This window comes from Streptomyces sp. PsTaAH-124, from assembly GCF_000373685.1.
GTDB classification, from domain to species: domain Bacteria; phylum Actinomycetota; class Actinomycetes; order Streptomycetales; family Streptomycetaceae; genus Streptomyces; species Streptomyces andamanensis.
On record NZ_KB892208.1, the window covers coordinates 228,912 to 249,638 of the forward strand.

Sequence of the window (20,727 nt, forward strand, 5' to 3'; positions counted from 1 at the left end):
GGCGATGGCGGCGCCCGGCGGTAACTTTCAGGACCGGCAACACTCCAGGGCAGGGGCTGACGTGCACGAAGACGCAAGGGGCGAGGGCCGCGGGACGATGGCGGACACAGCGTCGCGCGGTGGTGTGGACCGGGAGTTTCTTTCCCTGGAACGGGAGATGACCGTCCTGCTGCGACGCGCCCGCGCCAGCCAGGCGGAGATGGCCCGCGAGGTGCACCCGGGCCTGGAGTCCTCGGCGTACGGACTGCTGGTGCGGCTGGACGAGTGCGGCAGCCAGCGCGCCACCGCCCTCGCCGCCTACATCGGCGTCGGCAAGGCCACCATGTCCCGCCAGTTGCGCGCCCTGGAGGAACTGGGCCTCGTCGCCCGCGAACCGGACCCCGCCGACGGCCGGGCCTGGCTGGTGGCCCTCACCGACGACGGGCGCCGCCGGGTCGGCCAGGTCCGCGACGCCCGCCGGGCCCGCTACGTCCGCCAGCTCGACCACTGGGACCGCGGCGAGGTCGCCGAACTGGCCCGGCTGCTGCACGAGCTGAACGGCGTCATGGAGAAGCACGAGCGGTGACACCCGGGCGGGAGACGGCAGCCGGGCCTCGTCCCGTCCCGCCCCGCTCACAGCCGGACGAACACCGCCGTCGCGTCGTCGTGCGTCTTGCTCCGCCCGAGGTACCGGCGCTCCTCGCGGTCGGCGCGCTCCAGTTCCCGCACCCGGTCCACCAGCGCGCCCGCGCCCTCCTTGCGCAGCAGCCCGAAGCACTGCGCCCAGTCGCCCTCGTGGAACTTCTCCACCCAGCGCGTCGCCCCGTCGGTCAGCGCGGCCAGCGCGCGCACCTCCTCGAGGGGCACGCTGCCGGTCACCGCGCGCTCCGCGACCGAGGGGTCCGCGGCCGCCGTGAAGAAGCCGCCCTCCTTGTTGCGCAGGGTGCTGTCGACCAGCGCCTCCGTCGCGCGCGCGGCGCGCGGCAGCCGGTCCAGCCGGTCGTCCAGGACCGGGGTGACCAGGCCGCCGGGCGACTCCAGCAGCAGCGCCGAGTCCGACAGGACCAGATAGTCGAGCGACAGGGCGGACCAGCGTGCGAGCACCACGGTTGCCTGTGGCGTGCGCGGGTGAGAAAGGTCACAGGTGTCCGCGTGCTCCTCCGCGGTGCCGCCGATCGTCCGTGCGAGCATCTCCCGCAGCGTCAGATCGGGGCGCGAAACGGTCAGTTCGGTCAGCGCCCCGCCGAGCCGGGCGGTGAACCAGGGGACGGAATGCAGACAGCCTGTCTCCGTCGCGGGCGGCGTCACCCCGTCGAGGACCACCACGGCGCCGCCCTGCCCGCAGACGGGCAGTCCGACGGCGGCGAAGTCCTCGTTCGCACGATCCGGGCGGCCGGGCTCCGAAACAACCTCAGTTCGCATCCGGCCAGTCTGCACCAGCCCTTCACATGGTCCATCAAAGGGTGCTATCGACCTTGGAATTGACGCGAGGACGCCCGTCAGGCGCCTGATTTGGCATGAATTGGCGGGCTCCGGGAAGACGTGGCGGCGAATACTGCCAAAGCCTGCCGCCGACGTCCAACCGGCCCGCCGTACGAGCCCCGGGCACGCGCCGGAGGAACTTGCCCGCCAACTCCCCTCCGATGTTCACTCCTTCGGGTGGCCGGTCGGACGATGCGGGACCACTGCCCACCGGCACTGGGAGGGTCGGAATCCGATGCAGGCCCCCTGCGCGCGCCAAGCCGACGACGGCGCGAGCCCGGGGGAGGGTGGACGTATGCGTCGCACCAGCTGACGAGCCGCCACCCGGGCCCACGAGTACACGAGTACAGGAATGCGAGCACCGGTGCAGAAGAAGCGGCCTCGGCGCACAGGCAAGCAGACGGCCACCGCGAAGGGACCCGAGCACACACCCGGCACGCCCTCCGCGACCCCCGTGGGCAAGGGCCGCCCCAGGCACGTACGCAACCGCCTCGTCCTCGCCGTCGCCGTGGTCGCCGCCGCCGTCGCCGGTGCGGGTGCGCCCTCCGTGCTCGACGCCTCCGGCCGGGTCGGCGACTCCCAGGACCTGGTCACCCTCGCCGGACAGACCCAGGACGCCCTGGCGCTCGCCCACGCCCTCGCCGACGAACGCGACGAGGTCACCGCCTACGCCGCCGCCGGACGCCCCCGCTCCAAGGCGCCCTCCGCCCAGCGCGGCGCCCGCGTCGACCGCCGGGCCGACGACCTGCGCGCCGCCACCGGCACACCGGGCTGGCTGCGCACCGACCTCGACGGCATCGCCGCCGTCCGCCGCTCGGCGCTCACCGGGAAGAGCACCGCGCTCCGGACCCACCAGGCGTACTCCGCCGTCATCGCCGATCTGCACCGGCTCGCCGGACAACTGGCCGAGCAGATGCCCGCGCGGGCCGGCTCGGGGGCGCACGCCCTCGCCGAGCTGGACACCGCCGTCCAGCAGGCCGCCGCCGCCCGCGGACTGCTGTCCGCCGCCCTCGCCGTGCCGTACAGCACCCGGACCGTCTACGACCCGGTCACCGGCGCCCCCACCGAGACCACGGACTCCTCCAAGGCCGCCACCAAGGAGCGCGACGCCCTCAGCGCCGCCGCCCAGCAGGCCCGGATCCGCTCCGACGCCGCCCTCGCCGCGTTCCGCGAGACCGCGCCCGAGGCCGCCCGCGCCTCCTACGACTCCACCGTCACCGGCCCCGAGGTGAACTCCGCGGCCGGCTATCTGGCCAGGCTCACCGACGCGTCCTCGCTCTCCGACGCCGACCTCACCGTCGGCGCCGCCAAGGTCGACGCGGCCCTCACCGCCCGGCTCGACCTGATGCGCGGCGCCGAGTCCTCCCTGTACGACCACCGCACCAAGGACCTGGAGCGGCTGCGCGACGACGACGTCACCGCGCTGGAGCTGCGCGTCGCCCTGCTGGGCGCCCTGCTCCTGGTCGCGATCGGCATCGCCACCGCCCTGGCCCGCACCCTCACCCGCCCGCTCGCCGTGCTGCGCCGGGGCTCCGCCCGCCTGGCCGGTGCCGAGGACCCGGCGGCCGAGGAGCCGATCCGCTTCACCGGCCGCAACGACGAGTACGCCGAGGTCATCCGCTCCGTCAACGCCCTGCACACCCACGCCGCCGCCCTCGCCGAACGGGTCGCCACCCTGGAGGCCGACCGCAAGCACCTGGTCGGGCAGCGGCAGAAGATGGCCGACGCCCGCGAGGAACTGCGCGCCGAACTCGCCGAGGCGGCCGCCCGCCTGGAGCGCACGCGCGCCGGTATCGGCTCCACCTTCGTCAACCTGGCGCTGCGCACCCTGGGCCTGGTCGAGCGGCAGCTCACCGTCATCGAGGGCCTGGAGGAGCGCGAGCAGGACCCCGACCGCCTCGCCACCCTCTTCAAGCTCGACCACTTCGCCACGGTCATGCGCCGGCACAGCGAGAACCTCCTCGTGCTGGCCGGTACCGAGCACGTCCAGCAGCACGCCGGGCCGGTCCCGCTGGTCGACGTGGTGCGCGCCGCGGTCAGCGAGATCGAGCGCTACGAGCGGGTGCGCATCGCCGCGCTGCCGCCGCACGCGCACGTGGCCGGCTTCGCCGCCGACGACCTCTCCCACCTGCTGGCCGAACTCATGGAGAACGCCACCTCGTTCTCCCCGCCCGAGCGGCCCGTCGAGGTCTCCGGGTGGCTCCTGGAGAACGGCGAGATCATGCTCTCCGTCCAGGACGAGGGCATCGGCGTCGACGCCGAGCGGCTGACCCGGCTCAACGCCCGCCTCGCCGACTTCGACCCGGACGCCCCGTACACCCAGGACGCCGAGGAAGGTCTCGGCCTCGGCCTGTACGTGGTGGCCCGGCTCGGGCACCGGCACGGGGTGCGGGTGCAGCTGCGGGCGCAGAAGCAGGGCGGCACGGCGGCGGTCGTCGTCGTGCCCCAGGCGCTGCTGGCGCCCGCCCCCGGCGCCGCCGCCCCGGCCGCGGGCACCGTCTCCCTGCCCGGCGCCGAGGCCGAGGCCGGTTCCCACGTCCTGCCCGCCCGCGTCCCCGACGGCACCGACCCCCTCGTCGCCCTCGCCGAGAAGGCGGTACGGCAGTCGGAGGCGGCGCGGGAGAAGGCGGCCGTGGAGTCCGAGGAGGCCCACGGGAAGACGTCCGAGCCCGCCGGAGAGACCCGGGAACGGACCTCCCCGCAGCCCGGCGAGGCTCGCGCGCAGGCGCCCGCGAGGACGTTCCCGGAGGAGTCCCCGTCCGAGACGACGATGGAACTCTTCCTGCCGCCCGCGCCGGACACGCCCGCGCCGGACACGCCCGCGCCGGACACCTCCGCGGCGCACGGCTCCGCGGTGCCCGCGCCCGCGGCGGAGACGGCCTCGGCGCCGGGCACCGGCCCGGTGACCGGAGCGGACGCCGAGCCCCGTCCCGGAGCGGACCACGAGCCCGGCACCCGTGCGCACGCCGACGCGAGCCGTGAGCCCGGCACCTACCCGCACCCCGGCGCACACCCCGCGCCCGGCGCACCCGCCGCACCCCCCGAGACCTCCGCTCCGGCCGGAGCGCCGCCCGCCTCCCCGGCGGCCCCCGTGCCGGGGCCGGCCGTCTCGCCCGAGGGGGCGGCGGAGCACAGCCGGGCGGGGGAGGACGGGGAGTCCCTGACCGACAAGGGGCTGCCCAAGCGGACCCCGAGGATCACCACACCCGCCCATGCCCCGCGCCGGTCCGCCGGTTCGGTGGACGCCGAGGCTCTCCGCCGCCGCCTGGGCGGCTTCCGCCGCGGAGCCCAGGCGGGCCACCGCGACGTGGAGGCGGAGATCGCGGAACAGACGGCCCAGCACCACCGGCCGGCACCGGCCACCCGCGCGCAAGCCGGGGAGTCCACGGGGGGCACAGTCGAGGAGGCAAGCAGTTGACAGCGCCCACCACCTTCGGACTGAGCAGCGAGGCCCGCAACCTGCACTGGCTGCTGACCAATCTGGTCGAGGAGGTGCCCGGCATCCAATCGGTCGCCGTGGTCTCCTCCGACGGCCTGCTGCTCCTCTCCTCCGACCCCGAGCACGCCGGGGAGGCCCGCCGGGCCCGCGCGGACACGCCCGCCGGGCCGCGCGGCTCGGCCGCCGATCTCGCCACCATCGTGTCCGGCATCGGCAGCCTCACCATCGGCGCGGCCCGGCTGATGGACTCCGGAGCGGTCCGGCACACGATGGTCGCCATGGACGAGGGCAGCCTGTTCGTGATGTCGATCAGCGACGGCTCGCTGCTCGGGGTGCACGGCTCCGCGGAGTGCGACATGAGCGTGGTGGCGTACCACATGGCGCTCTTCGTCGGCCGCGCCGGACACGTCCTGACGCCCGAACTCCGCAGCGAGCTGCGCAAGTCACTGGAGGCCGAGTCGGCGGAGGACACCCGATGAGCGCGGCGGCGAGCGGCCCGGTCGGGGGCGTCCCCCGGCAGCAGTTGCCCGTCAGGGGCGGCGAGCGCAGGAAGCCCGCCCGGGTCCGCCCCTACTCGCTCACCGGCGGACGCACCCGCTTCGGGCACGTCCTGCTGGTGGAGACGTTCGTCGCCAGCACCGCCGCGCTGGACGCCGCCGACGAGCGCAAGGAGCTGCCGAGCGCCCCGCTGTCGCGGGTGATGCCGGAGATGCGGGCCATCGTCGAACTGTGCCGCCGGATGCGTACGGTGGCCGAGATCGCCGCGCTGCTGAAGATGCCGCTCGGTGTGGTCCGCGTGCTCCTGAGCGACCTGGCGGACCAGGGAAAGATCCGTGTGTACGGCACCGGGACCGGTCACGGCACCGGCCGCCCGGACCGCGCTCTGCTGGAAAGGGTGCTGAATGGACTCCGCCGTCTCTGATTCCGCCGTCGCCCCGTTCGCGGCCGGTCCCGCCGCGTTCGACGAGCCCGACGAGACGCTGCTGCCCTGGCAGCGGGACCGCACCCGGGCCCCGATCGCCACCAAGATCGTGGTGGCCGGCGGCTTCGGCGTGGGCAAGACCACGCTGGTCACCGCCGTCTCGGAGATCACGCCGTTGCAGACCGAGGCGCTGATGACCGAGGCGAGCGCGGAGACCGACGATCTCAGCGCGACGCCCGGCAAGGTGACGACGACCGTCGCCATGGACTTCGGCCGGATCACGCTCGACGACGACCTGGTGCTCTATCTGTTCGGCACCCCGGGCCAGCAGCGGTTCTGGTTCATGTGGGACGACCTGGTGCGCGGCGCGATCGGCGCGGTGGTCATGGCCGACACCCGCCGGCTGAAGGACTGCTTCCCGGCGCTCGACTACTTCGAGAGCTGCGGGCTGCCGTACGTCGTGGCCGTCAACCACTTCGACGGCAGCGAGCTGTTCGAGCCGGAGGACGTCCGCGAGGCGCTCACGGTCCCGGCGCACATACCCGTCCTGATCATGGACGCGCGGCGCCGGACCTCGGCCGTCGAGACCCTGCTGGCTCTCGTGGCGCACACCCTCGAGGAAACCCCCGAATGATCCTTCGGGCCGTCCAGAAGTCGCAGGAGGTAGCACCCGCATGAGAAAGATACTCGTCGTGGGGGCCGGCCAGTCCGGTCTCCAGCTCGCCCTCGGCCTCCAGTCGCACGGGTACGAGGTCACCCTCATGTCCAACCGGACCGCGGACGAGATCCGCTCCGGCCGGGTCATGTCGACCCAGTGCATGTTCCACACCGCGCTCCAGCACGAGCGGGACGTCCAGGTGAACTTCTGGGAGTCCCAGGCCCCCAGGATCGAGGGCCTCGGCCTCTCGGTCGCCGCGCCCGGCTCCCACGACCCCGGTCCCACCCAGCGGGCGATCGACTGGCTGGGCCGGCTCGACGGATACGCGCAGTCGGTCGACCAGCGGGTCAAGATGGCCGGCTGGATGGAGACCTTCGCGCAGCGCGGCGGCCAGCTCGTCATCCACGGCGCGGCCGTCGGCGACCTCGACTACTTCTCCCGCGCCTACGACCTCGTCCTCGTCTCGGCGGGCAAGGGCGAGCTGGTGTCGATGTTCGAGCGGGACGCGGAGCGCTCGCCCTACAGCGAGCCGCAGCGCGCGCTGGCGGTGGCGTACGTGCACGGGCTCGGCCCGCGCCCGGAGCACCCGGACCTCGACGCGGTCCGCTGCAACGTGGTGCCCGGGGTCGGCGAGCTGTTCGTCATGCCGACCCTCACCCTCTCGGGCCGCGCCGACATCCTGTTCTGGGAGGGCATACCCGGCGGGCCCCTCGACGTCTTCAAGGGCGTCAAGGACCCGGCCCGGCATCTGGCCCTGACGCTGGACCTGATGCGGACGTTCACGCCGTGGGAGTACGCGCGTGCCACGGAGGTGGAGCTGACCGACGCGGGCGGCACCCTGGCCGGCCGCTACGCGCCCACCGTGCGCAAGCCGGTCGGGCGGCTGCCCGGCGGCGGCCTGGTGCTGGGCGTCGCGGACGTCGTCGTCGCCAACGACCCGATCACCGGCCAGGGTTCGAACTCGGCGTCCAAGTGCGCCGCCGCCTATCTCGCCTCGATCCTCGAACACGGCGACAAGCCGTTCGACGAGGAGTGGATGCAGCAGACGTTCGACCGCTACTGGGACACCGCCCGGCACGTCACCAAGTGGACGAACGCCATGCTCGCCCCGCCGCCGGAGCACGTCCTGAACCTCTTCGGCGCCGCCGGTCAGCTCCCGCCCATCGCCGACCGCATCGCCAACGCCTTCAACGACCCGGCCGACTTCGAGCACTTCTTCTACGAGCCGGACAGGGCCGAGGCGTACGTGGCCGAGGTCGCGGGCGCCGCGCCCGCCGCCTGACGTCACCGCTTCGCCCGGCGTCACAGCTTCGGCGGTGCCGTGTCCGCCCCGGCCGCTGCGCCCGGTGGGAGCGCGGGCGGGGCGTACCGGGGCAGCGGACTGCCGCCCGGGTCGGGGCGCACCGCGCCGAGCACCGGGTTGGCGGTGAGCGGGGAGACCTTCACCTTCGTCCCGGGCCGGGGCGCCTGCACCACCATGCCGTCGCCGAGGTAGAGGGCGACATGGGTGGCCCGGGGGAAGTAGACCACCAGGTCGCCCGGCCGCAGCTGGGCCAGCGGCACGTGCGGCAGCCGGGCCCACTGCTCCTGGCTGGTGCGCGGAATGGGCGTACCGGCCTGGCCCCAGGCCCGCGAGGTCAGGCCCGAGCAGTCGTAGGCCGCCGGTCCCGTGGCGCCCCACCGGTAGGGCTTGCCGAGCTGGCGCACCGCGTAGCGCACGGCCGCCTCGCCCTCGGGCGTGGGCGGCCTGGCGGCGCCCAGCGCGCCGGAGGCGAGCAGTGCGGTGCGCGTCCGGTCGGTGCCGTTCTGCTCGACGGCGGCGAGCGCGGTGAGCTGCGCCGGGCTGAGCGAGGCGAGCAGTTTCTCGATGGCGTGCAGCTTCTCCCGTACGGCGTCGCGGTCCCGCTGCTGCCGCCGGGCCAGGGCGAGCCGGGCGTCGTAGGCGGTGCGGGCGGCGCGTGCCAGCCGGTCCGCCGTCCGCTCGCCGGACGTCAGCCGGGCCACCGCCTCGGCGCGCTGGCGGGCCATCTGTCCGATGACATGGCCCTGCTCCAGGGCGTGCTGCGGGTCGCGGGCGAGCAGCAGCCGCAGATAGGGGGAGAAGTCGCTGGTGCCCTGGTACTCCTGGCGGGCGAGCCGGCCCGCCGCCGCCCGTCCGGCGGCCAGGTCCTGCCGGGCCCGGCCGAGGGCGGCGGCCAGCCGGTCGGTCTCCGCGCGCTGGCGCTCCAGCCGCTCGGCGGTGGCGCCGTAGACCGCGGTGGCCTGCTCGGACTGCCGGTACAGGGACTGGAAGCCCGTCAGCAGCGCGGCCGTGGACGGCTGTCCGGGCGCCGCGGGCCATGGCTCGGCCGTGGCGGTCGCCGGGACGAGGGCGGCCTGTGCCGCCACCGCCGCCGTGCACACCAGGCGCAGTGTCCTGCCTGACACGACATCACCTCCGGTGCGGGGCGGTCCCTCCGCTCCACACCGTGAGGATTGGACGTATGAGCCGATTTGTGTGCCGGTCGTGCGCCGTCCGGCGCAACCAGGTCACCCGCCGGTGTCACCCGGCTTGCCCTCGTCCGCCTTCCGGGGTGCCGGGCGGGACCACGGCCACCTCCGTCCGGTGCCGCGCCGGCCCTCCGGGTCGAAGGTGTACTTCCAGCCCTGCGGCAGCCCGAGCCGCTTGCTGTGCCCGCGCGGCTCCCGCCGGTAGACGAGCACGGTGGGCGGGCCGCCGGCCGGGTCCGGGACCGGGATGCGGTACGTCTTCGGGGGGTTCCCGGTGGGGCCCACCAGCACGGCCAGCACCCGGCCGTCCATGGGCCCGCCCTCGAAGGGGGTGTCTTCGCTCTTCACGGCACCAGTGTCAGTCATCCGCCGCGGACAGGCGCCGGACCAGCTCGGCGGTCTGGGGGTCGCGGGCCGCGGTCACCGCCAGCACGGCCGCGAACTGCTCGACCAGCCAGTCCCGCAGCTCCCCGACGGGCGGCTGCTTGTCCTCGTCGAGCCAGATGAGCGAGGCGGCCTCCACGGCGGTGATCCACATCCGTACGGTCATGCGCAGCCGCGGTCCGGGGGCGTCGACCCGGAGGTGGCTGAGGATGTGCTCGGCGGCGGCCCGGCGCACCCCGTCCACGATGGCGGTGGTGCGGGAGGTCTCCACCACGCTGCCGCCCTGGAGCAGCGCGCTGAACCCGGTGCCGTGCTGGTCGACGAAGGCCAGGTAGCGGTCCAGGGCGCGGGCCAGACGGGGCAGCAGCGGGCCGGTGCGCGGCTCGTCGAAGCAGTGCCGCAGCTCCTCGGCGGCGGAGCGCAGCGCGGCCTCGTACAGCTGCTGCTTGCCGCCGGGGAAGTACCGGTACACCAGCGGGCGCGACACCCCGGCGGCCTCCGCCACGTCGTCCAGCGAGACCTCCTCGGGCGCCCGGTGCGCGAAGAGGGACAGGGCCGCTTCGAGCAGTTGGGCGCGCCGTTCCTCGACGCTGAGGCGGCGGTAGGCGGGGGTCGGGGCGGCGGGGCTCATGACCAGCAGCGTAATCGGTGGCGGTCCGGCCCGGCCGTCCCGAGCGGGCCGCTGACGCGCCCGCTCCGGCGCGTCGCCGCGGCCGGTCACGCCAGCAGGCCCGAGGACCGCCACAGCTGCCGCCCGACGCCCCGCAGCACCCCGATGTCGTCGAGGAAGTCGGTGAGCCGCCTGGCACCGGTCTGCATGATCTCGCGCCGGTGCCCGCTGGCCTTCACCTGGGCCATGGCCTCGCGCTTGTCCAGGCCCACGTTCGGATAGACCTCGGGGTTGATGAAGGCGAGCGAGAAGACCCGGGCGAACTCGCCGGAGGTGACCCGGGTGAACTCCTTGGACCACTTCGGCGCGGTCACCATCTGGCGGCGCAGCTCCTCACGGGCGTAGCGCACGTGCCGGGCCTCCTCCACGACGTGGATGCGAGTGACCCCGCGCACCAGCGGCTGTATCCGCTCGTCCGGGAAGGTCAGGCGCTGCATCCAGTCGAGCACCTCCTCGCCGAGCAGGGTGGCGGTGAAGGAGCCGGGGGTCGTGGAGATGGTCTTGAAGAGCCGGCCGAGGTGCTGGTGGACCGGGCTCACCGGGTACCAGGGGGTGCCGCCGCGGGTGATCATGCGGGCGAACATCTTCGAGTGCCGGCACTCGTCCTCGATCTCGGTCAGGGCGTAGCGCACGTGCGCGCTGGTGACCGCCTTGTCGTAGACGTGCCGCACGAGCAGCTGCATCAGGATCAGCTCGAACCAGATGCCGAGGGAGGCGAGCGCGGCGGCCTCGTGCCGGGAGAGCAGGATCCGCTGCTCCTCGCCCATCCGCTTCCACAGCGGGGTGCCGTACAGCGAGACCAGCTCCGGCGGCCAGAACCACTTGCCCTCCTCGAAGGGCGCCTCCCAGTCCAGCTCCTTGTCCGGGTCGAAGGAGTGCTTGGCGGAAGAGTCGAGCAGCCGCTCGGCCACCTGCTCCCGGTCCTTGAGCAGGCCGAGCGCGTCGCGCAGTCCGGCGAGCGCCTCGGCTTCCGTCACGGTCGTCATGGCTGTCCACCTCGTCGTACGGGAATGCGGCCGGACCGACTGGTTACTCGGCAGTCAGTTCCTTCGCCTCTTATGAGACTGCTTGTCAGCAAGCCCGTCAATCCCTCGCGCACGACATGTCGGCCCATTCCCTACGGACCAGATGCCGCCGGTGTCCGCAGCACCGCCTCCATCACCGCCTTCGCGATCGGCGCCGCCGTACCGCCGCCGCTGATGTCACCGCGCCGCGCCGAGGCGTCCTCCACCACCACGGCCACCGCCACCCGCGGATCCAGGTCCTCCGTGCCCTGCGCCCAGGAGACGAACCAGGCGTACGGCGTGCCCGCGTTGCCCACCCCGTGCTGCGCGGTGCCCGTCTTGCCGCCCACCACGGCGCCCGGGATCGCCGCGTTGCGGCCGGTGCCGTCGCTCACCACGTCGCACATCAGCTCCCGCAGCCGCTCCGCCGTCGTCGCCCGCATCACCTGCCGTACCGGCCGCGACCCGGCCGCCGACACCGTGGTCCCGCCGCTGCGCGTGGTCCGCTCCACGAGATACGGCACCCGCACCTGGCCGCCGTTCGCGACCGCCGCCGCCACCATCGCCATCTGCAACGGTGTGGCCCGCGTGTTGTACTGCCCGATGGACGACAGCGCGAGCTGCGCCCGGTCGGCGGGCGCGTCGAACGTGCTCGGCGCCACCGCGAAGGGCACCTTCAGATCCGGGTCGTCGAAACCGAAGCCCCGCGCCGCCTCCCGCATCGCCTGCGCGCCGACGTCCACGCCGAGCTTGGCGAACACCGTGTTGCACGACCAGGCGAAGGCGAAGCGCAGCGAGGCGTCCTCGCAGTCGTCGGCCTCGTTGACCAGCCGCGTGGTGCTGCCCGGCAGCCGGTAGGGGTCCGGCGAGTCGGTCGGCGCGTCCAGGTCCGTCACCACCCCCGAGTCCAGTGCCGCCGCCGCGGTCACCACCTTGAACGTCGAACCCGGCGGGTACGTCTGCCGCACCGCCCGGTTGAGCATCGGCTGCTCCGGATCGTCGTTCAGCCGCGCCCAGGCCGCCTCGGCCGCCGGCCCGTTCCCGGACAGCTCCGCCGGGTCGTACGACGGGGTCGACACCAGCGCCAGGATCCGTCCCGTGGCCGGTTCCACCGCCGCCACCGCCCCCTTGCGCGCCCCCAGCCCGTCGAAGGCCGCCCGCTGCGCCGCCGCGTTCAGCGTCGTCACCACGTCGCCGCCCGCGGGCTGCCCGCGCGTGAAGTCGTTCCACAGCCGGAACCCCGCCAGCATCGGATCGGTCCCCGCCAGCACCCGGTCCTCGGAGCGCTCCAGGTACGTGGTGCCGTACAGCTGCGAGGCGAAGCCGGTGACCGGGGCGTACAACGGACCGTCGGCGTACGTGCGTTCGTAGCGGAGCTGCTCACCGGTGTCCCGGGAGCCGGTCACCTTCCGCCCGCCGACCAGGATGTCGCCGCGCGGCTTCTGGTAACGGGCGATGGCCGGGCGGCGGTTGGCCGGGTTGCCGCCGTAGGACCGGCCCTGGAACACCTGGAGCCACGCCGTGTTCACCAGCAGCGCCGCCAGCAGGACCAGGCAGAACACGGCGGCGTGCCGGATGTGCCGGGTCACCGGGGGACCCCCCGGCCGGCCCGGGGCCGGGTCGTGGCGGCGGTCCCCGGGCGTGTCCGGGCATGGGGCGCGATGGCGGCTTCCGGGAAGGACCGGGCGCGGTGCGCGGCGGTGGTGGTCCCCGGCCCCGGGCGCGCGCCGCTCATGGGGCCACCGTCCCGTCGTACTGGCGCCGGGCCACATGGCTGACCCGGATCAGGAGGGCCACGATCGCCCAGTTGGTGACCACCGAGGAGCCGCCCTGGGCCAGGAAGGGCATCGCCATGCCGGTCAGCGGGATCAGGCCGGTCACCCCGCCCGCGATCACGAACACCTGGAGCGCCACGATCGAGGCGAGCCCCACCGCCAGCAGCCGCCCGAACGGGTCGCGCAGGGCGAGGCCGGCCCGGTAGCCGCGCTCGACGAGCAGGGCGTACAGCAGGAAGACCGCGGACAGCCCGGCCAGGCCCAGTTCCTCCCCGGCGGTGGCCAGGATGAAGTCCGACTTCACCGCGAAGCCGACCAGGATCGAGTGGCCGAGCCCGAGACCGGTGCCGAGCACCCCGCCCGCCGCGAACGAGAACAGCGACTGGGCGACCTGTCCGGGGCCCCGTCCCGCCTCGATCGTCGCGAACGGATGCAGCCACTCCGCCACCCGGCTGTGCACATGCGGCTCCAGCCAGCCGACGGCGAACGCCCCGGCCGTGGCGAGCAGCAGCCCGAGCGCGATCCAGCCGGTGCGGCCGGTGGCGATGTACAGCATCACCACGAACAGTCCGAAGAACAGCAGCGAGGTCCCCAGGTCCCGCTCCAGCACGAGCACCCCGACGCTCAGCAGCCAGATCGCGACCACCGGCCCCAGCACCCGCCCGGTGGGCAGTTGTACCCGCCACACCCGGCGGCCGGTGTACGCCAGCGCGTTGCGGTTGGCGGCGAGGTACGCGGCGAAGAACACCGCGAGCAGCACCTTGGCGAACTCGCCCGGCTGGAAGGAGAACCCGCCGAAGCGGATCCAGATGCGGGCGCCGTTCACCGCCGGGAAGAGGATGGGCAGCGTGAGCAGCGCGAGCGCGGCCACCACGCAGACGTACGCGTACCGCTGGAGCCAGCGGTGGTCGCGCAGCACGAACACGACCAGGGTGAACAGCGCCACGCCCAGCGTGGACCACACCAGTTGCACCGGCGCCGCCCGCTCGCCCGGCGTCTCCAGGTCCAGCCGGTAGATCAGCACCAGGCCGAGCCCGTTCAGCAGTACGCCGATGGGCAGCAGCAGCGGGTCGGCGTACGGCGCCCGCAGCCGCACCGCGCCGTGCGCGAGCAGCGCGAGCACGCCGAGCCCGGCGCCGTAACCGGCGGCGCCGGGCGGGATCGTGCCGTGCCTGGCCAGGCCGACGGCGCAGTAGCCGTACACGGACAGCAGGACGGCGAGGACGATGAGGGCGAGTTCGACGCCGCGCCGCCGGGGCAGGCGCGGCGCGCCCGGCGGGGAGGGGTCCGCCGCCGCGGTGGCTCCCGTGGCTCCGGCGGCTCCCGTGGTTCCGGTGGTCCCGGTCATTCCGGCCTCGGTCATGCCGGGAATCTACCGAAAAGATGCATATCGGACGTCGTGCGGGTCAGCACCAGCGTGGCGCGGGCCCGATGTTGTCGATGTAGCGGGCCGAGCCCCAGGCCCAGGTGCCGTCCGCGAGGAGGTACCACAGGTGGTTGCCGTCCACGTTCGCGCCGTTCGTCTTGCAGTAGATCCAGACCGTCTCGCCCTGGCGGGCCACCCGGAGCACCTGGCTGCCCCGGTCCGGCCGCGAGCGCAGCGCGAGCCCGCCCCGGGCGGTGACCCGGCCCCGGTAGAAGCGGGTGGCACTGTCCGGCGTGCCGCTCTGCGCGGGGGCGGCGGCGGTGGGCGAGGCGGTGGACGCGGGGAGGGTGGCGGAGGCGGGTGAGGTGGGTGAGGTGGCCGGTGCGGGGGTGGTGGCGGCTCCGGCGGCGGGGGCGGGGGTGCCCGCCGGGACGGCGCGGCCGTCCTCGTCGGCGACGGCGGGCGCGACGGCGGCGGCCAGCAGGACACCGGCGGCGGCCGTCACGGCGAGCCGGGCGAGCGCGGTGCGCGGGGAGCGCGGGGAGTGCGGGGAGTGCGGGGACACGGACGACCTCCAGTGGGGCGGCGAAGTCCAGGAAAGTGAACTTTTCTGACGTGCCGCCACATTAGGAGCGCATCGGCCGGGGCCGTCCCGCCACGCTGCGGAGGCGGGCAGGACGTCACCTGAAATGCCGTCAGACGGGCTCGCCCGGCGCTCCCGCCCCGGCTTCCGGCTCTCCGGCCGCCGCCGGGTCCCCGGGGGCCTCCGGCGGGCTCTGCGGCAGCGTCAGGGTCGCCACCGCCCCGCCGTCCGCCGCGTTGGCGAACCCCAGCCGGGCGCCCAGCACCTCCGCCTGGCCGCGCGCGATCGTCAGCCCGAGCCCGTGCCCCGTCGCGCCGCCCTCGGTGCGGAACCGCTGCGGCCCGTGCTCCAGCAGATACGCGGGGAAGCCGTCGCCGTGGTCGCGCACGGTGACCACCGGACCGTCCACGGTCAGCACCACCGGCGGCCGGCCGTGCCGGTGCGCGTTGGCCACCAGATTGCCGAGCACCCGTTCCAGCCGCCGCCGGTCCGTCTCCACGTACACGTCCCGTACGACCCTGACCCGCGTGCCGTCCCCGGCCGCCGCGTCCGCCGCGCGCACCGCCCGCCGCGCCACCGTGCTCAGGTGCTCGGCGTCCAGGGCGGCCCGCTCCCGCCCGGTGTCGAGGCGGGAGATCTCCAGCAGGTCCTCGGTGAGCGTGCGCAGCGCCGCCACCCGGTCGCGCACCAGCTCCGTGGGGCGGCCCGGCGGCAGCAGCTCGGCCGCCGCGTGCAGTCCGGTCAGCGGAGTGCGCAGCTCGTGCGCCACGTCCGCGGTGAAGCGCTGCTCGGCCAGCAGCTTGCCCTGGAGCGAGGCGGCCATCGAGTCCAGCGCGGCGGCGACCGCGGCCACCTCGTCCTGCGGGCGCGAGCGGTCGCGGGTCAGTGGGTCGTTCACCCGCGCGTCCAGGTCGCCGGTGCTGATCCGGCGGGCCACCAGCGCCGTCGCGTGCAGCCGCCGGGTCACCCGGGTCACGGCGAACGCGCCCACCAGCAGCGTCGCCCCGATGGCCAGTCCGGACGACCACAGGATGGCGTTGTCCAGACCGGCGATGGTGTGCGCCTGCTGCGAGTAGTCGACCTCGACGGCCAGCACCCGCCCGTGGTCGGCGGGACCGGCCGCCCACATCGTGGGCCGCCCGTGGTGCCGCCCGACCACCGTGCCGCGCTGCCCGCTCGCGGCCAGCCGCCGCAGCGACGGCGGCAGCCCGTCCGGGTCGACGCCGGTGCCGGGCAGCGGGGTGTCCCCGGACTCGAAGGCGCTCGTGGCGTCCTTCAGCCGGGTCAGCGCCAGCTCACGGGCCTGGCCGACGGTCTGGTCGGTCACCGACACATGCACGAGGATGCCGAGCAGCGCGGCGAGTGCGCAGCACATCACGGTGATGAAGGCCGCGGCCTTCGCGCCCAGCGATCCGGCCCACCGGGGCAGCGCCATCCTCATCGGCCGCTCTCGCTCGGCAGCGCGGACGGGGTGAGGCCGGGGGCCGGAGCCGGGGTCTCGCTGGGGGCGGGCCGGGGCACGGGCGACGGCGGGACGGTGGGCGCCGGGGTGCGGGCCCGTGTCGGCTTGTGCGGCCCGGTGCGCAGGAACTCGTCCCGGGTGAACACCATCGCCCGCTGGTCCGCGTCCCAGGACCAGCTGGTGCGGTACTCGTACCCCGCGATCCCCGCGGGCGAGCGGATGATCACGGCCCGCCCGGCCAGTTCGACGCCGATCACCGCGTCGTCGTTGGCGAACACCTGGACGAGCCGGTGCCCCTCGAAGGTGTAGACGCGCACGGCCGTCTGGTTGGTGGGATACAGGCGGAAGCCCAGCGTCAGATCGTCGCGTCCGTCACCGGTCAGGTCGCGGTAGTACGGCCGCAGCACGGGGCAGTCGCCGTGGCCGGGCCCCGCCCCGCACCCGGCCAGCCGGGCGCCGGTGTCCCGGTACGGCGCCTTGGCGCCCTGGTAGTCGCTCGGATGCGCGGCGATCTCGGCGCGCACGACGGCCACCGGGTCGACCTCGCGGATGTCGTCGCCGGGGGCGGTGATCCCCTTGACCGTCTCGATCTGCACCTCGTCGTACGGCCAGGCGGGGCTGGCGGCCGGGCGCAGCGAGGGCCAGAGCCGGGCCGGGCTGACGGCGGTCTCGGTGCTGCCCGCGGCCCGCAGTCCGCCCGCGTCGCCGCAGCCCGCCGCCGTGGCCAGCAGCAGGGCGACGACGGCGGTGACGCGGGCGGGGCGCTTGCGGAACACTGTTCTCCGGAGGGGACGGGGGTCGGGGCGGCACCGGGGACGGCGGGCCCGGTCGGGGCGGTCGGGGACGGGACCCGTGCCTCCGGGTCTCGTCCACCATATTCGTATTATTCGTACGGACGTCCTTTTTGCGGATCGGGCGGCCCTTCGGCCTGCCCGGCTCCGCGGGGCGGGCGGCTACTCGGCCGGTTCCCCCAGCTCCTCCAGCAGCCGGACCGTGGCCAGCCCCGCCCGCAGGTAGTCGGCGAACAGCTCGTTGTGCAGCGCCCAGGGCGAGCGACGGGCGCGGATCAGCCCGATCGCCTCGTCGGCGCCGCTGCCCCGGAGCATCAGCGCGTGCCCGACGACCAGGCCCGAGCGGTTGTACCCGGACCAGCAGCGCACCAGGACCCGCCGGCCGTCGTCCAGCGCGGCACAGGCGGCCTGCGCGAGCCGCATCACCCCGGCCAGCTGGGTGGCGTCCAGCGGTCCGTCCGGGATCGGCCACACCTGGTGGGCGACCCCGGTCGCCGGACCGTGGCCGGGCAGCCTGAGCAGCGTCTGCACCAGGTCGAACTCGTCGCGCACGACGACCGGGGCCGAGCGCCCGGAACCGTCCCGCACCTCGTGTCCGCCCATCCACAGGCCGGGCACGATCTCGTTCCACGGGCTCTCCGGAGCCGGCACCAAGGGTCGTGTTCCACCGGTCGGCAACGGCGCACCTCCCCAACTCCCCGCCCACGGCTCCTCAAAGGTAGCCGCGTTCTTGCCCCGGGAGCACCCCGCCTGTTCCCATGGTCGTAGGGGTGATGGTGGATGAGCGCATCACGTCGGGAGCCCGGACGGCACGGACAGCCCGGACGGCACGGCGGGAGTGGCCGGGAGCGCCTGCGGGTCGTACCGGGCGGCCGTCACGAGCCGGACCGGCTCTACGTCTGCGCGGGCGACGGCCGTACCGCCGCCTGGTACGACCGGGATGCAGCCCGGGTGCACCTGCTGGCCGAGGACGCCCGGGAGGACGTGCTGGAGGCGCTCGGCCCCTTCCTCGCCGGTCCGGTCGCGGTGGGTCCGCCGCCCGTCCCCACCCGCGCCGACCTGGCCCGGCTGAGCCTGCACCCCGACGACGACCTGGCGCCCAACCGCCCCGGCGAGGCCCTGCTCGTCGCCCTCGAACGGGACCCGGCCCCCGCCCACCGTCTGCGCGCCGACCCGCGCCGCCGGGCGCTCGCGGCGGAGCGCGCGGCGGGCGAGGCGCTGGACCGGCTGGAGGGCACCGGCTGGCGCGTCCTGCACTCCGTGCCGCTGCCCGGCGGCGACCGCATCCACCATCTGGCGATCGGCCCCGGCGGACTGTTCGCCGTGCACAGCGTGTACGCCCGCAAGCAGCGCGTCCGGGTGGCCGACCCGGTGGTCGCGTTGGGCCGCCACGAGCCGCAGCCCCTGATCCGGCGCGTCCGCGCCGCCGCCGACCGGGCCTCCTTCGCCCTCACCGCCGAGGTGCACCCGCTGCTGGCCCTGGCCGCCCCCGCCGACCTCAGGGTCACCGCCCCGCCGCGCGGGGTCCGCGTGCTGCGGGACGCGGACCTGGAGAGCCTGGCGCGCCTGGGCGGCGTCCTGAAACCGGCGGACGTGGAGGCCCTGCACGCGATGGCCCGCGACCGCGCCACGTGGACGCGGGTCTGACCCTGGCCCGAACGGCGCTGCGGCTAGGGCAGCGCGTGCGCCCGCGCCGGATCAAGGAGCGGGGCCAGCAGGTCCCCGTGGTCGCGTACCCGGTCCGCGATGTCCCCGGCCTCGAAGCGGAGCTGCCGCGGCGCCCGGCACCCGGCGACCTCCTCCCAGGTCACCGGGGCGGAGACGGTGGGGTGCGCCCGCGCGCGCAGGGTGTAGGGCGCGGCGGTCGTCTTGCGCGCCGCGTTCTGGCTCCAGTCGACGAAGACCTTGCCCGGCCGCAGCGTGCGCGTCATGCGGTGCAGCACCAGACCCGGCATCGCCCGCTCCGCCTCCACGGCCAGCTCCTTGGCGTACGCGGAGGTCCGCTCTCCGGAGGCGCCGCGCACCGCGGCCAGCAGGTGCAGCCCCTTGGAACCGGAGGTCTTCGCGTACGCCTCGATCCCGTCCGCGGCCAGCCGCTCGCGCAGCCAGAGCGCCACCTCGCGGCAGTCGGCCACGGTCGCGGGCGGCCCCGGATCGAGGTCGAACACGATCCGGTCCGCCTCCTCCGGCGCCCCGGCCCGCCACTGCGGGGTGTGGAACTCCGTCACCAGGTTGGCGGCCCACATCAGGCTCGGCAGATCCTGCACGAGCACCATCCGGGCCGGTCCCGCCGAGCGCGGCACCTCGGCCGTGGTCACCCACTCGGGTGTACCGGGCGGCACGTTCTTGGTGAAGAAGACCTGGCCGTCGGGGCCGTCCGGATACCGCAGGAAGGACACCGGCCGGTCGCGCAGATGGGGGAGCAGCACCTCGGCGACGGTCGCGTAGTAGTGCAGCACCTCGCCCTTGGTGAAACCGGTCGCGGGATACAGCACCTTGTCCAGATTGCTGAGCGCGAGCCGTCGGCCCTCCACGTCCGTGATCGGCGCCATACGATAAGAAAAGCATGTACTTCAGGTGAAACCGAACACATCCGGCCCGGAAGGTGCTGCACGTGCGATCCATCTGGAACGGCGCCATCTCGTTCGGCCTGGTCAGCATCCCGATCAAGCTGGTGAACGCCACCGAGAACCACACCATCTCCTTCCGCCAGATCCACACCGAGGACGGCGGCCGGATCCGCTACCGCAAGGTGTGCGAACTGGAGGACCGCGAGGTCTCCCAGGGGGAGATCGGCAAGGGGTACGAGGACGCGGACGGCAGCATCATCCCGATCACCGACGAGGACCTGGCCCATCTGCCGCTGCCGACCGCGCGGACGATCGACATCGTGGCGTTCGTCCCGGCCGACCGGATCGATCCGCTCCGGCTGGAGCACTCCTACTACCTGGCGGCGAGCGGCGCCCCGGCCGCCAAGCCGTACACGCTGCTGCGCGAGGCGCTCAAGCGCAGCAAGCGGGTGGCCGTCGCGAAGTTCGCGCTGCGCGGGCGCGAGCGGCTGGGCATGCTGCGGGTGGTGGACGACGTCATCGTGATGCACGGCCTGCTCTGGCCGGACGAGATCCGCGCCCCGCAGGGCGTGGCCCCGGAGACCGACGTCACGGTCCGGGACAAGGAACTGGACCTCGCGGACGCGCTGATGGACACCCTCGGCGAGGTCGACCTGGAGGACCTGCACGACGAGTACCGCGAGGCGCTGGAGGAGGTCATCGCGGCGAAGGCGGCCGGCGAGGCCCCGCCCGAGACGCCCGGACCGGCCCCCGGCGGCAAGGTGCTCGACCTGATGGCCGCGCTGGAGAACAGCGTGCGGGCGGCCCAGCGGTCCCGGGGCGAGGCGGCGGGGGAGGCCGCGGGGGAGGAGGCCGCGGACGGGGGCGGCCGGGAGACGGAGGCCGAGGTCAGACACCTTCCTCGGCGCAAGAGCACCGGCGGCGCCCCGAAGAAGGCGGCGGCCGGGAAGGAGTCCGGGTCGCGCACCGCGAAGTCCGCGTCCCCGGCGAAGAAGACGGCTTCCGGCGGGAGGAAGACGGCCGCCGGGTCCGCGTCCGGCACCAAGGCGGGGCAGTCGAAGAAGACGGCCTCCTCCGCCGGGACGGCCGCGAAGAAGACCCCGGCGAAGAAGACGGCGGCCCGCAAGCGCACGGCCTAGCACACCGCCGTCT

The 20,727-nt window shown here is 74.6% G+C and carries 20 protein-coding genes; 8 read left to right on the forward strand and 12 right to left on the reverse strand.

The window, feature by feature from the left end; translation table 11 throughout:
• Positions 1-61: 61 nt before the first annotated feature.
• Positions 62-565 carry a MarR family transcriptional regulator gene (locus B086_RS0136595; protein ID WP_026253156.1) on the forward strand — a complete coding sequence of 168 codons (504 nt, stop codon included), beginning with the start codon at positions 62-64 and terminating at the stop codon, positions 563-565.
• Positions 566-612: 47 nt separating this feature from the next.
• Here B086_RS0136595 and B086_RS0136600 read toward each other — a convergent pair whose 3' ends face one another.
• Entirely contained in the window at positions 613-1,401 is a 789-nt protein-coding gene (locus tag B086_RS0136600; RefSeq protein WP_018571411.1) for a hypothetical protein, read from the reverse strand.
• A gap of 412 nt (positions 1,402-1,813) precedes the next feature.
• Here B086_RS0136600 and B086_RS0136605 point away from each other — a divergent pair, with 412 nt between their 5' ends.
• The 5 genes from B086_RS0136605 to B086_RS0136625 are packed head-to-tail and all read left to right on the forward strand — an operon-like array spanning position 1,814 to position 7,762.
• Positions 1,814-4,879, forward strand: coding sequence for a nitrate- and nitrite sensing domain-containing protein (locus B086_RS0136605; protein ID WP_086024379.1), 3,066 nt, complete (start codon positions 1,814-1,816; stop codon positions 4,877-4,879).
• Positions 4,876-5,379, forward strand: coding sequence for a roadblock/LC7 domain-containing protein (locus tag B086_RS0136610; RefSeq protein ID WP_018571413.1), 504 nt, complete (start codon positions 4,876-4,878; stop codon positions 5,377-5,379). Before B086_RS0136605 ends, B086_RS0136610 begins: the two co-directional genes overlap by 4 nt.
• Complete coding sequence (locus B086_RS0136615) at positions 5,376-5,822, forward strand: DUF742 domain-containing protein (RefSeq protein WP_018571414.1); 447 nt, start codon at positions 5,376-5,378, stop codon at positions 5,820-5,822. Before B086_RS0136610 ends, B086_RS0136615 begins: the two co-directional genes overlap by 4 nt.
• Positions 5,803-6,456: a GTP-binding protein gene (locus B086_RS0136620; RefSeq protein ID WP_018571415.1), complete on the forward strand. Its 654-nt coding sequence runs from the start codon at positions 5,803-5,805 to the stop codon at positions 6,454-6,456. Before B086_RS0136615 ends, B086_RS0136620 begins: the two co-directional genes overlap by 20 nt.
• Positions 6,457-6,496: 40 nt before the next feature.
• Positions 6,497-7,762, forward strand: a complete 1,266-nt coding sequence (locus tag B086_RS0136625) for a styrene monooxygenase/indole monooxygenase family protein (protein WP_018571416.1) — start codon at positions 6,497-6,499, stop codon at positions 7,760-7,762.
• A 20-nt stretch (positions 7,763-7,782) separates the two neighbouring features.
• Here B086_RS0136625 and B086_RS0136630 read toward each other — a convergent pair whose 3' ends face one another.
• The 10 genes from B086_RS0136630 to B086_RS0136675 all read right to left on the reverse strand — a co-directional run bounded on the left by B086_RS0136630 (position 7,783) and on the right by B086_RS0136675 (position 17,656).
• Positions 7,783-8,907 (reverse strand): C40 family peptidase, encoded by a 1,125-nt coding sequence (locus B086_RS0136630; RefSeq protein ID WP_026253158.1) that lies wholly within the window; start codon positions 8,905-8,907, stop codon positions 7,783-7,785.
• A gap of 102 nt (positions 8,908-9,009) precedes the next feature.
• The gene (locus B086_RS0136635; protein WP_018571418.1) at positions 9,010-9,318 is read right to left on the reverse strand and encodes a hypothetical protein; all 309 of its coding nucleotides are present in this window, start codon (positions 9,316-9,318) and stop codon (positions 9,010-9,012) included.
• A gap of 10 nt (positions 9,319-9,328) precedes the next feature.
• Entirely contained in the window at positions 9,329-9,985 is a 657-nt protein-coding gene (locus tag B086_RS0136640; protein ID WP_018571419.1) for a TetR/AcrR family transcriptional regulator, read from the reverse strand.
• Between the two features lie 86 nt (positions 9,986-10,071).
• Positions 10,072-11,010, reverse strand: a complete 939-nt coding sequence (locus tag B086_RS0136645; protein ID WP_018571420.1) for an AurF N-oxygenase family protein — start codon at positions 11,008-11,010, stop codon at positions 10,072-10,074.
• 131 nt (positions 11,011-11,141) lie between these two features.
• Positions 11,142-12,617 carry a penicillin-binding transpeptidase domain-containing protein gene (locus B086_RS0136650; protein ID WP_018571421.1) on the reverse strand — a complete coding sequence of 492 codons (1,476 nt, stop codon included), beginning with the start codon at positions 12,615-12,617 and terminating at the stop codon, positions 11,142-11,144.
• 142 nt (positions 12,618-12,759) lie between these two features.
• Positions 12,760-14,151 carry an FtsW/RodA/SpoVE family cell cycle protein gene (locus B086_RS0136655; protein ID WP_026253159.1) on the reverse strand — a complete coding sequence of 464 codons (1,392 nt, stop codon included), beginning with the start codon at positions 14,149-14,151 and terminating at the stop codon, positions 12,760-12,762.
• A gap of 58 nt (positions 14,152-14,209) precedes the next feature.
• Positions 14,210-14,734, reverse strand: coding sequence for an SH3 domain-containing protein (locus B086_RS0136660; RefSeq protein WP_018571423.1), 525 nt, complete (start codon positions 14,732-14,734; stop codon positions 14,210-14,212).
• A gap of 130 nt (positions 14,735-14,864) precedes the next feature.
• Positions 14,865-16,193 carry a sensor histidine kinase gene (locus B086_RS0136665; RefSeq protein WP_051115981.1) on the reverse strand — a complete coding sequence of 443 codons (1,329 nt, stop codon included), beginning with the start codon at positions 16,191-16,193 and terminating at the stop codon, positions 14,865-14,867.
• Positions 16,190-16,990: a hypothetical protein gene (locus B086_RS0136670; RefSeq protein WP_018571425.1), complete on the reverse strand. Its 801-nt coding sequence runs from the start codon at positions 16,988-16,990 to the stop codon at positions 16,190-16,192. The genes B086_RS0136665 and B086_RS0136670 overlap by 4 nt, the downstream gene beginning before the upstream one ends.
• A gap of 177 nt (positions 16,991-17,167) precedes the next feature.
• Complete coding sequence (locus B086_RS0136675; RefSeq protein WP_018571426.1) at positions 17,168-17,656, reverse strand: protein-tyrosine phosphatase family protein; 489 nt, start codon at positions 17,654-17,656, stop codon at positions 17,168-17,170.
• 129 nt (positions 17,657-17,785) lie between these two features.
• Here B086_RS0136675 and B086_RS0136680 point away from each other — a divergent pair, with 129 nt between their 5' ends.
• On the forward strand, positions 17,786-18,652 hold the full coding sequence (locus tag B086_RS0136680) for a nuclease-related domain-containing protein (RefSeq protein WP_078531313.1): 867 nt from the start codon (positions 17,786-17,788) through the stop codon (positions 18,650-18,652).
• Positions 18,653-18,675: 23 nt separating this feature from the next.
• Here B086_RS0136680 and ligD read toward each other — a convergent pair whose 3' ends face one another.
• Positions 18,676-19,557, reverse strand: coding sequence for a non-homologous end-joining DNA ligase (ligD, locus tag B086_RS0136685; protein ID WP_018571428.1), 882 nt, complete (start codon positions 19,555-19,557; stop codon positions 18,676-18,678).
• A gap of 62 nt (positions 19,558-19,619) precedes the next feature.
• On the opposite strand from ligD, the gene B086_RS0136690 reads away from it, so the two are divergent.
• Positions 19,620-20,714, forward strand: coding sequence for a Ku protein (locus B086_RS0136690; protein WP_018571429.1), 1,095 nt, complete (start codon positions 19,620-19,622; stop codon positions 20,712-20,714).
• The last annotated feature ends 13 nt before the right edge of the window (positions 20,715-20,727 follow it).

Bases quoted from the DNA above. Each gene is read 5' to 3' on its own strand.
- B086_RS0136600 (WP_018571411.1), bottom strand. From the start codon at position 1,401: ATGCGAACTGAGGTTGTTTCGGAGCCCGGCCGCCCGGATCGTGCGAAC.
- B086_RS0136605 (WP_086024379.1), top strand. From the start codon at position 1,814: ATGCGAGCACCGGTGCAGAAGAAGCGGCCTCGGCGCACAGGCAAGCAG.
- B086_RS0136615 (WP_018571414.1), top strand. From the start codon at position 5,376: ATGAGCGCGGCGGCGAGCGGCCCGGTCGGGGGCGTCCCCCGGCAGCAG.
- B086_RS0136620 (WP_018571415.1), top strand. From the start codon at position 5,803: ATGGACTCCGCCGTCTCTGATTCCGCCGTCGCCCCGTTCGCGGCCGGT.
- B086_RS0136625 (WP_018571416.1), top strand. From the start codon at position 6,497: ATGAGAAAGATACTCGTCGTGGGGGCCGGCCAGTCCGGTCTCCAGCTC.
- B086_RS0136640 (WP_018571419.1), bottom strand. From the start codon at position 9,985: ATGAGCCCCGCCGCCCCGACCCCCGCCTACCGCCGCCTCAGCGTCGAG.
- B086_RS0136645 (WP_018571420.1), bottom strand. From the start codon at position 11,010: ATGACGACCGTGACGGAAGCCGAGGCGCTCGCCGGACTGCGCGACGCG.
- B086_RS0136655 (WP_026253159.1), bottom strand. From the start codon at position 14,151: ATGACCGGGACCACCGGAACCACGGGAGCCGCCGGAGCCACGGGAGCC.
- B086_RS0136665 (WP_051115981.1), bottom strand. From the start codon at position 16,193: ATGAGGATGGCGCTGCCCCGGTGGGCCGGATCGCTGGGCGCGAAGGCC.
- B086_RS0136680 (WP_078531313.1), top strand. From the start codon at position 17,786: ATGAGCGCATCACGTCGGGAGCCCGGACGGCACGGACAGCCCGGACGG.
- ligD (WP_018571428.1), bottom strand. From the start codon at position 19,557: ATGGCGCCGATCACGGACGTGGAGGGCCGACGGCTCGCGCTCAGCAAT.